The organism is Bacillus sp. DX3.1 (assembly GCF_030292155.1).
GTDB lineage: Bacteria > Bacillota > Bacilli > Bacillales > Bacillaceae_G > Bacillus_A.
Genome location: NZ_CP128153.1, coordinates 2,780,534 through 2,793,234, shown reverse-complemented (window position 1 = coordinate 2,793,234; position 12,701 = coordinate 2,780,534). Strand labels below are relative to the sequence as shown.

The window sequence follows — 12,701 nt, the reverse complement described above, 5'->3', positions numbered from 1 at the left end:
ACGTCCTTCTTTTCTTATTTTTTCTTGTCTTTATCCAAAATATTTTGTTCTTCAGCAAATTCTGTTCCATATGCGAATCGGCCATTCATATTAATTCTTTCATTTCTATTTTGTTCATGAGTTTTAGAGAATCGATGAACAAATACTTCAGAAAGCGTAAAGATGCTAGCAGAAAGGATACTGCCCCATGCAATCTGCATATAATTGTCTAATAAAATATTTCCGAAAATCCATACACTTAAATACGTAAGTAAGAAATCGGTCATTATGGCACCATTGTTTCCAATGCGCTCTAATATAATTTTATCAACAAACATGAAAGAAACGATTGTTACGAAAAGACTGAAGGAAACAACATCAACAATCGTCGCATCAAAAAATAAATCCAGTCCGATAGCAAAAGCAATGATGCAAGAAATGAATTTAATAAGTAACACTGTAATGTTTCTCAACGTGTACACCTCTCTTTTCTACATAGCTTTGGTAAAAAACAAGAAATTCATACGTTTCATATCAATTTGTATATGATTAAGAGGTCATTCAAATAAAATGAAACTGTAATCAATGGGGATTTTCTTCATCCCCCACTGATTATTAGCCCTCACCAATCGGGGCTTTTACGGGCAGTTTTTGCTTTTCGCTGAATTTTGAGATGGGGTATTACTGCCCGCGAATAACGGGATAAAATTTTTTCATGTTCCACATCTTGTCAAAATATTAAAAAAATAGGCAAAAAATGTTATAGTAAAATGAGAGTGTTTAACATTTTTAGGTAAGGAGGGATACGGATGTGGATTACTTCAGAAGTAGAAATTCCAGATGAACTATTTGATAATCTTGAGCAAGGGAAGCTTGTATTATTTGTCGGAGCAGGGGTTTCTATGAAAGGCAAATCAAACTTACCAAATTTTGATGATTTAGTTGATGAAATTGCGGAAGCTGTATATGTGGAAAAACGTGAAATAACAGAACCGCATGATTATTATCTTGGAAAAGTTGCCAAGACAAAAGATGTACACCAAGTAGCACAAGACCTTGTCGATTTGAAAAATTCTAAGCCGAATCCATTACACTATGCGATTCCTCGGCTTTTTTCAAATGATATAGATGTTCGTATCGTTACAACAAACTTCGATCAGCATTTTACAACTGTTATTGGGGAAATGGATCGAGATATTAATATATATTACGCACCTGCACTTCCTACAGGGAGAGCATTTAAAGGTTTGGCATACATACATGGCAATGTAGAGCAAGAAAAGGAGAACTTAATATTAACGGATGGTGACTTTGGAAGGGCTTACTTAACAGAAGGTTGGGCGAGACGTTTTTTAGTTGATTTATTTTCAAACTATACCGTTTTATTTATCGGATACAGTCATAATGACCCAGTAATGAAATATTTAGCGACAGGTTTACCACCAAGCACGAGACGTTATGCTTTTGTTGCACAAGGGGAAAATACATATCATTGGGAGCATTTAGGAGTAAGACCTATTGTTTATCCGAACAAAATGAATAACCATCAATCGCTTGTAAAAGCAGTCAAACGGTGGGCTGAGTTAATGGGAGATAATTATATTACAAAACGAATGCGGATTCGTGATATTGTAACAGTCCCACCTTCTGTTGAACAAGAACAACTATCATATATCAAACAATCGGTTAAAAAAATTGAAACACTGCGCTATTTTATTGAATTTGCCGCAGATTATGAATGGGTAGAATGGCTCGAAAAAGAAGGGGAACTTCAAAATTTATTTTTGGCTTCATCTACATATCAGGAAGAGGATGAATTACTTGCAGAATGGCTTGTACGGCAATTTCTTTTTAGTCATCAAAAAGAATTATTTCAGCTTATTTATAATAATCAATCGAAAATATCTTCTCTGTTATGGAGGACAATTTGTACATATTTGACCGCAACGAAAGAGCCGATTGAACCTTTATTATTCGCAAAATGGACATTACTTTTGCTAGAGACAGCAAAAAAAAATAGCATTTCTATTGAACAGGTTTCATACTTGTTACAGAAATGTTCTTTTCCTGAACATAAAGAAATTAGTGTCTTATTACTGACGTTTATTTTAGATGGGAAGATCAAATTAAAACGGGTGAGAAGATGGGAAAATGATATGCAGGATTCAATTGAATTAGAAGAAACAAGCCGTTTACCTGTCCCCGTTTTTTCATATATCCAACGGATTTGGGATGGAAAAATGAAGCCGTACATATCCTATTTTGCCGATCCTATTATGGTAATGGGATTAGAAAAGCTACAAATGTTAGCGTTAAGACAGCGAGCTTTGCATAAGAAAGATGGTGCTTTGTACAATACGGTAGAATTTTCAGAGCATGATTTGCAGCCGAAGGATTTTACATTTTTAATTCGAATTGTGAAAGATTGTCTAACATATTTTTGTGAACAGAATGAACAGAAAGCAAGTTATTATATCTCGCAAATGTTGGAAGTGGATAGTATATTACAAAAACGACTTGCTATTTATGCGATGAGTAAAAATTCTTTTATAGCGGTAAATGAAAAAATAAAATGGTTGCTACAACAAAAATTGCTTTTTCATATTTCATACAAGCATGAGGTATTCCAGTTTTTAAAGATGCATTATGCACTTGCTTCAGAAATAACAAAACAAGAAATTGTAAAAGTGGTTATGGAACAACTTACTCAAAAAAGGGCTGTTGATGCGTGTAATGTAATGGATTGGCTATATCATTGTGATCCAGACAGTGTTTGTACAAAACAAGCATATAAAGTTATGAAACAAACTCACCCTCATTATTCTTCTGATCGGTACGCCAATCAACAAGAAGAGACAGCAGTGCAAAGTATTACATGCAATGTAACTGCGGATGGATTATTGCAATTGAAAGAGAAAGAAATTGTGAAACAAGTCCTTCTCTTTTCTCATGACGGTATGTTTGAACAGCGTCATTTTTTAGAAATGTTATCAAAGGCCTGTAAATTGAATACGGAATGGAGTATTTCGCTTGCCTATCAGCTTGTAGCGGAGAGTAATGTAAGTAAGGAAGTATGGTTTGTATGTATACGAGAATGGCGAAATAATCGGAGGCTTACGAATGAGCAGTTACAAAAAATCATGCCAATTCTGCAACAATTTGTGCGAAATACATCGTATCATTGGTTAATTAGCGGTTTTTTATATGAAATTAGCAATCGGTTAGAAGAGTTTCAAGAGGATAGTATTCGCGCTGTGAAACGTTTTTCTTTTTCTTTCTTTCCACATGTCATGAAAGGCGATGCGAAAAGAAAGATTGCAGAACAGGACTTTTATAATGAATCCATCCAGCACCCAGTTGGAAAAATGACATCGGTGTTATTAAAACTATTAGCGTATGATCACTTATACGATCGGAATATTCATGAATATTTATTTTTATTCGAAGAACAAATGCGAACATCATCTCAAAGTACAAATTTAATGTTTGCTAGATTAACAGCGGATGTAACCTTTTTATATCATATTGAAAAGCAGTGGTGTCGTAAGCACCTTCTTCCTTACTTGGATTTGAAACAACAAACGGAAGAAATGAAATATGCATGGGCAGGGCTTGGGTACACACAAATTAATTTACCTTTATTTACAGAGATGAAGCGATATATTAAGTATGCAGTTGAACATTTGTATTTGTTAAATCCACATACAAAAGAAGTGTTTTTAAAGTGGCTGAGCTTTGTTTTTATTAAATGTGTATTGTATTGGGAGCAGCGTACCGACTGGTTATATCCACTTTTTATTCAGGAAAAAGAAAATGATAAAATCCAATTTATGGAGCACCTATGTTATTACGTGAACACATTAAGTGTGAGAGAACAGCAAAAATTTTGGGAAGCTTGGTTAGCTGGATTTTTAATGGAACGTCCAAAAATGAGCGTCATAACAGGTAGAGAGTACGTCATGTTTTTACGGTTTGTATTATGTATGGATGAAGTTGCAGAAAGAGGACTGCAAGCGATTCTTACTTGTTTTCCGGAAGCTTCAAAACTTTACGAACAGGAAGAAACAAAACAATTATTTTCGGCTATTCTTGCAAAGAGAGAGAATATGAAGCGTGATGTAGAAGCATATGCGAAAGTTTTATTTATGGTATTACAAAACCTTCAAGATGCAAGCTCTTTTGAAAATGAAATTGTAGAGATAAAACAATTGTTAACAGAGAATAAAGCAGATGAAAACTTGTTAGTAGCCATTCAAAATGAAATGATTCGTATTGGGATTATTATGACGAATTTATAAGATTGATTAATGAATTTGTCATGTATAAAAAACAGGACAAGAGTGGAAAAAATCGAAAAATAAATAAAAAGGTATTGACAGTCTTTAAAGAAGCATTCTATAATACGAAGCATACTTACTTAAATCACACAAACATGTGAATAAATTAAAAGTGATGAAGGGATCACAGTAGTGCTTATTTTACTGTAACAGAGAGCTGATGGTTGGTGCGAATCAGTACAGGGATAAACATGAATTACAGTCCTGGAGCATCTTTTTCGGATTAGAGATGATGAATTCTTTATGAGGAAAAAGACGGTCAATTGATCGTTAACAGTGAAGAGAGGTAGACGAATCAGTCTACAACTAGGGTGGTACCGCGATAAATATCGTCCCTACTGAGTGAATCAGTAGGGACTTTTTGTATATTTGCGGTCCAATTCGAAAATTAAATATGGTATGCAATGAAAGGAAAAGAAGTAGTATTTGTTTCCCTGTAACAGAGAACTGATGGTTGGTGCGAATCAGTACATAGACAAATGTGAATTACAGTCCTGGAGCATCTTTTTCGTAGTAAAGACTATGGTCTTTATGAAGGGAAAGACGGTCGAATGATCGTTAACAGTGAAGAGAGGTAGATGAGTTCGTCTACAATTAGGGTGGTACCGCGATAAATATCGTCCCTACTGAGTGCATCAGTAGGGATTTTTTGTACACTTAATAGCGGTATCGTTCTCATATTGATTTTTTGTAAAACGTCAATTCAGAAAATAGGGAATTTTCATTCTCTTATCATATTTTTTACACATTAAAAGGAGGATTTTTAAAATGGCAAATCATGAATTAGAACAATTACGTAAACAGGTGGATGAAATCAATTTACAGTTATTACAACTGTTGAACGAACGAGGCAGAATTGTTCAAAAAATTGGGGAACAGAAGCAAATGCAAGGTACAAAACGTTTTGATCCTGTGCGTGAGCGTGAAGTACTGAATATGATTGCAGAACATAATGAAGGACCATTCGAAACATCAACTGTGCAGCATATCTTCAAAACAATTTTCCAAGCGAGCTTGGAACTGCAAGAAGATGATAACCGTAAAGCGTTACTTGTTTCTCGTAAAAAGAAACAAGAAAATACAATTGTTGATGTAAAAGGTGAATTGTTAGGAAATGGAACACAAACATTCATCATGGGACCTTGTGCAGTTGAAAGTCTAGACCAAGTTCGCCAAGTAGCTCAGGCGATGAAAAAGCAAGGCTTAAAATTAATGCGCGGCGGTGCTTTCAAACCGAGAACATCACCTTATGATTTCCAAGGTTTAGGTGTAGAAGGATTACAAATTTTACGCCAAGTAGCCGATGAGTTCGATTTAGCAATTATCAGTGAAATTTTAAATCCAAATGATGTAGAAATGGCTCTTGATTACGTTGATGTGATTCAAGTTGGAGCTCGTAATATGCAAAACTTCGATTTATTAAGAGCGGTTGGTAAAGTGAATAAACCTGTGTTATTAAAACGTGGTTTAGCAGCAACGATTGATGAATTCATAAATGCAGCAGAATACATTATTGCACAAGGAAATGATCAAATTATATTATGTGAACGCGGCATTCGCACATACGAGAGAGCAACGCGTAATACGTTAGATATTTCTGCTGTACCAATTTTAAAGAAAGAAACACATTTACCAGTTATTGTTGATGTAACGCATTCAACAGGACGCAGAGATTTATTATTACCAACGGCGAAAGCGGCACTTGCAATCGGAGCAGATGCGGTAATGGCAGAAGTACATCCAGATCCAGCGGTTGCATTATCCGATTCCGCACAGCAAATGGATATTCCAGAATTCCACAGATTCATGGAAGAGCTAAAAGGTTTCAAAAATAAATTATCCTAATTTAATATTCAATAGGCGTGGAAAGGGATTCAGTAGTACTTATCTTCCTGTTATAGAGAGCTGATGGATGGTGTGAATCAGTACAAAGATAAGCATGAATTACAACCCTAGAGCATCTTTTTCGTAGTAAAGGCAACGGTCTTTATGAAGGGAAAGACGGTCTAATAGATCGTTAGAAAGAAAAAGAGGTAGACAGAAATCGTTTACAACTAGGGTGGTACCGCGATCACAATCGTCCCTACTGAATGCATCAGTAGGGACTTTTTGTATATAAAAATCATAAAGGGGTAACGAAAATGAGATATATAACAGCTGGAGAATCACATGGTCCACAATTAACAGTTATTTTAGAAGGTGTACCTGCAGGCTTATCTTTAAAAGCAGAACAAATCAATACAGAATTATTAAGAAGACAAAAAGGGCATGGTCGCGGGAGACGTATGCAAATTGAAACCGATACAGTGGAAATTGTAAGCGGAGTACGTCATGGCGTTACACTTGGTTCGCCGATTACATTAATTGTCAAAAATGACGATTTCAAACATTGGACAAAAGTGATGGGAGCTGAACCCATTTCAGAGCAAGAAAGTAAAGAAATGAAACGAACAATTACAAAACCGCGCCCTGGACATGCAGATTTAAATGGTGCGATTAAATATGGGCATCGTGATATACGTAATGTATTGGAGCGTTCTTCTGCTAGAGAAACGACAGTGAGGGTAGCGGCAGGTGCAGTTGCAAAACAAATTTTAAAAGAATTAGGTGTTCATATTGCCGGTCATGTACTTGAAATTGGTGGTATAAAAGCAAATGTTATAAACAATATACCTTTGCAAGAAGTGCAATCAATCTCAGAAAATTCACCAGTAAGATGCTTAGATAAAAAGATAGAGCAAGCGATGATGGATGCAATTGATACTGCAAAAAGTAACGGGGATTCAATTGGTGGTATTGTGGAAGTAATCGCCGAAGGAATGCCAATCGGTGTTGGAAGTTATGTTCATTATGACCGTAAATTAGATGCTAAGCTTGTGTCAGCTATCATGAGTATTAATGCTTTTAAAGGTGCTGAAATTGGGATTGGATTTGAGGCGGCGAGACAACCTGGAAGTGCCGTACATGATGAAATATTGTGGGACGAGGAAACAGGTTATACAAGAAGAACAAATAATGCAGGTGGATTAGAAGGTGGTATGACAACAGGAATGCCAATTGTTGTACGGGGGGTTATGAAGCCAATTCCTACATTGTATAAACCGCTTGCAAGTGTTGATATCGAGACGAAAGAAGCTTTCCAAGCGAGTATTGAACGCTCTGATAGCTGTGCAGTACCAGCAGCAAGTGTTGTTGCGGAAGCTGTTGTTGCTTGGGAGCTTGCAGATGCGTTAGTAGAGCAATTTGGAAAAGATCGTATGGAATTGCTCTCACAAAATATTGCTCAGCATAACAAGTATGCGAAAGAATTTTAAATAAAGGATGGATATCAATGAAAGTAAAAGACCAATTAAAGGCACTGCAGCCATATAAACCAGGTAAATCAGCAAAACAAATGCAAGAAGCATACGGTGCCCATTCATTTGTAAAATTAGCATCAAATGAAAATCCATTTGGCTGCTCGCCGCTTGTTATGGAAGGTTTACAAGAAGCGTGGAATAATCCTTCTTTATATCCAGATGGGTCCGCAGTTGAATTGCGCCAAACCATTGCTGAAAAACTACATATTAAGAAAGAGCAGATCTTATGTGGTAGCGGATTGGATGAAGTGATTCAAACTATTAGCCGTACGATGCTTTGCCAAGGAGATAATATTGTTGCGGCTAGGGAAACATTCCCGCAATATCGTCATCACGCGATTATTGAAGGATGCGAAGTGAAGGAAGTTGCACTGCAAAACGGAGTATATGACTTAGAGGATATTACTGTAGCTATAGATGAAAAAACAAAAATCGTTTGGATTTGTAACCCGAATAATCCGACAGGCACATATGTGAATGAGCGAAAATTAAGTGAATTTATGAAGGGAATCAACGAGGGAACATTCGTTGTAATCGATGAAGCGTACTACGAATATGTCACAGCGCGTGATTTTCCGGATACGATTCCACTGTTGAAGAAACATAAAAATCTTCTTATATTACGAACATTTTCTAAAGCCTATGGGTTAGCGTCATTCCGGGTTGGTTATGCAATTGGAAATGAAGAAATAATCGAGAAATTAAATGTTGTTCGTCTGCCGTTTAATGTTTCATCACTTGCACAAAAAGCAGCAGGAACTGCATGGAAGGATGACCAATTTTTACAAAAGATTGTTCGCGCAAATCGAGAAGGTTTAGAGCAGTATGAACGTTTTTGTAAAGAGAATGAGATTCCTTTTTATCCATCTCAAACGAACTTTATCTTTTTACCAGTAGACGATGCACAAGAAATTTATGAGGCTTGTGCACATGCAGGATATATCATTCGTCCATTTCCGAACGGTGTTCGCATCACAATTGGTACAAGTGAGCAAAATGAAGGAGTGATTTCAGTGTTAAAACAACACTTTACTAATAGAAGAAACAGGTTTCGAGATGAGGCACATGTGTAAAAAAGTTGTATTAATTGGTACTGGATTAATCGGTGGTTCGCTTGCTCTATCTATTAAGCGAGAACATGACGTTACCATTACTGGCTATGATATTCATATAGAACAAGTGGAACGAGCGAAACGGTTACAGGTAATTGATGAAATTGCGCTGGACTTAAAGACAGCTTGTGAAGAGGCACATCTAATCATTTTTGCATCTCCTGTTGAAGAAACAACAAAGTTATTACGAAAACTTGCTTCATATAAGTTACGTGAAGATGTCATCGTTACAGATGTGGGGAGCACAAAAGGGAAAATTATGAATGAGGCGGAATTGTTGTTTCCGAGTGGCGTTGCGTTTATTGGTGGGCATCCGATGGCAGGTTCTCATAAAACAGGTGTTGAAAGTGCGAAAGCTCATTTATTTGAAAATGCATATTACATTTTAACACCTATGAGCCATGTACCAATTGAAAGAGTAGAAGAACTAAAGGAATGGCTAAAAGGAACACGTTCGCATTTTCTTGTATTAAATACGGAAGAACATGATTATGTAACGGGTATTGTCAGTCATTTCCCACACTTAATTGCCGCAGGATTAGTGAAGCAAGTTGAAAAATGTGCGGGTGATAATCCGCTTATTCATATGCTTGCCGCAGGGGGATTTAAAGATATTACGCGCATTGCATCGAGTAGCCCGAAAATGTGGAGTGACATTGTAAAACAAAATCGAAATCATTTGTTAGAACTATTAGAAGACTGGATTGTTGAAATGAAAGAACTGCATCAGACGGTTGCTGACGGAGATGCTGACTCATTACACGACTACTTTGCGAATGCGAAAGAATATCGTGATTCTTTACCCGTTCGTAAAAGTGGTGCGATTCCAGCTTATCATGACTTATACGTTGATGTCCTAGATAAAGTAGGGGCGTTAGCTCATATTACAAGTATCTTAGCACAAGAAGAAATTAGTATTACAAACTTACAAATTATCGAAGCACGAGAAGGATTACTTGGTGTGTTGCGCATTAGTTTTCAAACAGCAGAAGATCGTACGAAGGGAACGAAATCATTACAAAAAGCACAGTATCAAACATATGAAACAATGTAACAGGGAGAAGGTGTAACTGTGAATACAGAAACGATACGAAAAGTAAAAGATGGATTACAAGGAACAATTACAATTCCAGGCGACAAGTCAATTTCACACCGGGCAGTGATGTTTGGGGCAATCGCACAAGGAAGAACGACAATCAAAGGTTTTTTACCTGGTGCAGATTGTTTAAGTACAATCGCTTGTTTCAAAGAAATGGGAGTAGAAATTTCACAAAGTGGTGATGAAGTAGTAGTAATTGGAAAGGGATTAGAAGGACTGCAAGAACCAAAGTGCGTTTTAGATGTCGGAAATTCAGGTACAACAATACGATTAATGCTTGGGATACTTGCGAATACATCTTTCCATTCGTGCTTACAAGGAGATTCTTCAATTGGGAAAAGACCAATGAAACGTGTGACAAAGCCACTTCAGCTTATGGGAGCAATGATTGATGGAAGAGAGGATGGAACGTTTACACCACTTACAATTAGGAGCGGAAATTTACAGGCCATTGACTATATTTCACCTGTAGCTAGTGCACAAGTGAAATCAGCTATATTGTTAGCAGGACTTACTGCACAAGGTGTAACAACTGTTACAGAACCGCATATTTCGAGAGACCATACAGAGAGAATGCTTGGTGCATTTGGAGTGAAAGTAAACCGTGAGGTAACAACAGTTGCAATCGAAGGCGGACAAACGCTAACCGGAACTCATATACAAGTACCTGGAGATGTTTCTTCAGCGGCATTTTTCCTAGTAGCTGGGGCGATTATCCCAAACAGTAAACTCGTATTACAAAATGTTGGAATCAATCCAACACGGACAGGGATTATTGATGTTCTTACAAAAATGGGTGCTAACCTAGAGATAACACCTATTAATCAGGATGCTGCAGAACCTGCTGCGAACATTACGATTGAAACATCATCACTACAAGGAATCGAAATCGGTGGTGATATAATTCCACGCCTCATTGATGAAATTCCGATCATCGCTCTTGCAGCAACGCAAGCAGAAGGAGTAACAGTTATAAAAGATGCTCATGAGCTAAAAGTGAAAGAAACAAACCGAATTGATACAGTCGTCGCAGAATTAACAAAACTAGGAGCACGTATTGAAGCGACAGAAGATGGAATGATTATTTATGGGAAGCCTTCATTAAAAGGAAACAGTGTAAATAGTCATGGTGATCACCGAATCGGTATGATGCTGGCGATAGCTGGAGCAATAGCTGACGGTGAGACTGTCATTGAAGATGCTGGAGCTGTTGAGGTGTCGTATCCGACGTTTTTTGAGGAACTTGAAAAATTGCAATAAATGAATGAGAGATGCTAGAACTAAATGTAAAGTAAAGGGGATTAAGGATTGGGGACAATTCATTCAATCCCTTTTTGCGTTGTGCTCATAACTTTTAAAAAATGAAAGTTATGTATATAGTGTCAAATACAAGCTAAGTAAAAATTGTATATATAAAGAAGGGATAGGCGAGGGAAAGGTGGAATTCATATTAAGTTACAAGAGGTGCTTGGATTGTGTAGTTTAATGTTTATTTCATTAAGGGGAGAGAATAAAAAATGAAAGTAATTCAACTAACAGAAAACCAATATCGAGAAGCAATAGCATTATCGGAATATGCCTTTCAATATAAAGTACCAGAAGATCAACTTGAAAACCGTCTTACACTTATGAAAGAACATCATCAATTATTTGGAATTATGGAAGGGGAGCAACTTGCAGCAAAACTACACCTCCTTCCGCTAGAAATAAATATAGGTGATGAAACATTGAAAATGGGTGGAATTGCCGGTGTAGCGACATATCCAGAATATAGAAGAAGTGGATATGTAAAAGAGCTATTAAAACATGGGTTAGAAACGATGAAGAAAGATGGATATAGTGTATCAATGCTGCATCCATTCGCAGTTTCATTTTATCGAAAGTATGGGTGGGAACTTTTTGCGAATCGTCTAATCTGTTCGCTGACAAAAACAGATTTAGTTGTGCATAAGCATGTTAAAGGAACAGTAAAGCGCTACAATAAAGATTCACATATAGAAGAAATTGAAGGATTATATGAACAATTTGCAAAACGTTTTGCTGGCATGTTAGTCAGAAGCCGAGATTGGTGGATCCAGTCGATTTATCACGATCTAACTGCAGCGGTTTATTATAACGAAGAAAATGACCTAACCGGGTATATGTTATATGAAATAAAAGATTCGAAAATGAAAATAGAAGAATTTATTCCATTAAATAATGAAGCGAGAAACGGATTATGGAATTTTATTTGTCAGCATGACTCGATGATTAAAGAGATCAAACTCATTACACATGAAAAAGAACCGTTACTTTATACTTTGCAGGAGCCGCGAGTTAAGGCTGAAGTCATACCATATTTTATGGTTCGAATTGTGGATGTGGAGCAATTTTTTAAGCAGTATGCATTTGTTTGGGGAAATCAACAAAATGATGTAGTGTTACATATTTCAGATTCATTTGCTTCGTGGAATAATGTGACGGTCGTATTAAAAAATAAAAAAGTTGATATTGTTCGTAATGAAGAAGCAGAAAAGCTACAAAATAAAGGGATTCAGTTAAATATTAATGCTTTATCAGCGACGCTATTTGGTTATAAACGACCAACCGAGCTCTATGAAATTGGTTTTCTTTCAGGAACAGAGGAAGAAGTAAAAGAGTTTGAGAGTCTAGTTCCATTGCAACAACCATTTATTTATGATTTCTTTTAAGAGGATGTTCAAAAAGTCCGGTACTCATGTAGTTTCAACTACACTCCGTATCCTCCTTTTTGAACACGCACTTTAAATATAAAGCTAAAAAGCACGATTTAGAAAAGTGCTTTTTATTTTGTTGC

The 12,701-nt window shown here is 36.5% G+C and carries 8 protein-coding genes and 3 other annotated features; of the genes, 7 read left to right on the top strand and 1 reads right to left on the bottom strand.

Annotated elements, in window-relative coordinates; genetic code table 11:
• Window positions 1-14 precede the first annotated feature (14 nt).
• Window positions 15-452: a YndM family protein gene (locus tag QRE67_RS13735; protein WP_286120717.1), complete on the bottom strand. Its 438-nt coding sequence runs from the start codon at window positions 450-452 to the stop codon at window positions 15-17.
• 336 nt (window positions 453-788) lie between these two features.
• On the opposite strand from QRE67_RS13735, the gene QRE67_RS13730 reads away from it, so the two are divergent.
• The 7 genes from QRE67_RS13730 to QRE67_RS13700 all read left to right on the top strand — a co-directional run bounded on the left by QRE67_RS13730 (window position 789) and on the right by QRE67_RS13700 (window position 12,576).
• Entirely contained in the window at window positions 789-4,277 is a 3,489-nt protein-coding gene (locus QRE67_RS13730) for a DUF4020 domain-containing protein (RefSeq protein ID WP_286120716.1), read from the top strand.
• A 145-nt stretch (window positions 4,278-4,422) separates the two neighbouring features.
• Window positions 4,423-4,656 (top strand) — a binding site (T-box leader).
• A gap of 55 nt (window positions 4,657-4,711) precedes the next feature.
• Window positions 4,712-4,944 (top strand) — a binding site (T-box leader).
• Between the two features lie 140 nt (window positions 4,945-5,084).
• Window positions 5,085-6,161, top strand: a complete 1,077-nt coding sequence (locus tag QRE67_RS13725; protein WP_286120715.1) for a bifunctional 3-deoxy-7-phosphoheptulonate synthase/chorismate mutase — start codon at window positions 5,085-5,087, stop codon at window positions 6,159-6,161.
• 9 nt (window positions 6,162-6,170) lie between these two features.
• Window positions 6,171-6,404: a binding site (T-box leader), on the top strand.
• Window positions 6,405-6,457: 53 nt separating this feature from the next.
• On the top strand, window positions 6,458-7,630 hold the full coding sequence (aroC, locus tag QRE67_RS13720) for a chorismate synthase (protein ID WP_286120714.1): 1,173 nt from the start codon (window positions 6,458-6,460) through the stop codon (window positions 7,628-7,630).
• Window positions 7,631-7,647: 17 nt separating this feature from the next.
• Window positions 7,648-8,748 carry a histidinol-phosphate transaminase gene (gene hisC / locus QRE67_RS13715; protein WP_286120713.1) on the top strand — a complete coding sequence of 367 codons (1,101 nt, stop codon included), beginning with the start codon at window positions 7,648-7,650 and terminating at the stop codon, window positions 8,746-8,748.
• Complete coding sequence (gene tyrA, locus QRE67_RS13710) at window positions 8,741-9,841, top strand: prephenate dehydrogenase (RefSeq protein WP_286120712.1); 1,101 nt, start codon at window positions 8,741-8,743, stop codon at window positions 9,839-9,841. Before hisC ends, tyrA begins: the two co-directional genes overlap by 8 nt.
• Before the next feature lie 18 nt (window positions 9,842-9,859).
• Entirely contained in the window at window positions 9,860-11,146 is a 1,287-nt protein-coding gene (aroA, locus tag QRE67_RS13705) for a 3-phosphoshikimate 1-carboxyvinyltransferase (protein WP_286120711.1), read from the top strand.
• A gap of 257 nt (window positions 11,147-11,403) precedes the next feature.
• Window positions 11,404-12,576: a GNAT family N-acetyltransferase gene (locus QRE67_RS13700; protein WP_286120710.1), complete on the top strand. Its 1,173-nt coding sequence runs from the start codon at window positions 11,404-11,406 to the stop codon at window positions 12,574-12,576.
• Window positions 12,577-12,701 lie beyond the last annotated feature (125 nt).

Coding starts and splice junctions, on each gene's coding strand:
- hisC (WP_286120713.1), top strand. CDS start 7,648: ATGAAAGTAAAAGACCAATTAAAGGCACTGCAGCCATATAAACCAGGT.
- tyrA (WP_286120712.1), top strand. CDS start 8,741: ATGTGTAAAAAAGTTGTATTAATTGGTACTGGATTAATCGGTGGTTCG.
- aroC (WP_286120714.1), top strand. CDS start 6,458: ATGAGATATATAACAGCTGGAGAATCACATGGTCCACAATTAACAGTT.
- QRE67_RS13725 (WP_286120715.1), top strand. CDS start 5,085: ATGGCAAATCATGAATTAGAACAATTACGTAAACAGGTGGATGAAATC.
- QRE67_RS13730 (WP_286120716.1), top strand. CDS start 789: ATGTGGATTACTTCAGAAGTAGAAATTCCAGATGAACTATTTGATAAT.
- QRE67_RS13700 (WP_286120710.1), top strand. CDS start 11,404: ATGAAAGTAATTCAACTAACAGAAAACCAATATCGAGAAGCAATAGCA.